Annotated in this window: 1 rRNA gene; it reads right to left on the bottom strand. The window is 59.1% G+C overall.

The features are described 5' to 3' along the window. Positions 1–465, bottom strand: a 16S ribosomal RNA gene (locus AADR41_RS42385); the annotation flags it as partial.

Below are 465 nucleotides of genomic sequence, written 5' to 3' on the forward strand. Positions count from 1 at the left end.
GACTACTGGGGTATCTAATCCTGTTTGCTCCCCACGCTTTCGCGTCTCAGCGTCAGTACCGTCCCAGCGAGCTGCCTTCGCCATTGGTGTTCCTCCTGATATCTGCGCATTTCACCGCTACACCAGGAATTCCACTCGCCTCTTCCGGACTCTAGCCCCACAGTTTCCACCGGCATTCCAGGGTTGAGCCCTGGACTTTCACAGCGGACTTACGGAGCCGCCTACACGCTCTTTACGCCCAATGATTCCGGACAACGCTTGCCCCCTACGTATTACCGCGGCTGCTGGCACGTAGTTAGCCGGGGCTTCTTCTGAAGGTACCGTCACTCCAGCCGGCTGTTCACCGGCGAAGCTTCGTCCCAACTGAAAGGGGTTTACAACCCGAAGGCCTTCTTCCCCCACGCGGCGTTGCTGCGTCACGCTTTCGCGCATTGCGCAAGATTCCCCACTGCAGCCTCCCGTAGG

The organism is Streptomyces sp. CLV115 (genome assembly GCF_038448545.1).
GTDB lineage: Bacteria > Actinomycetota > Actinomycetes > Streptomycetales > Streptomycetaceae > Streptomyces > Streptomyces sanglieri.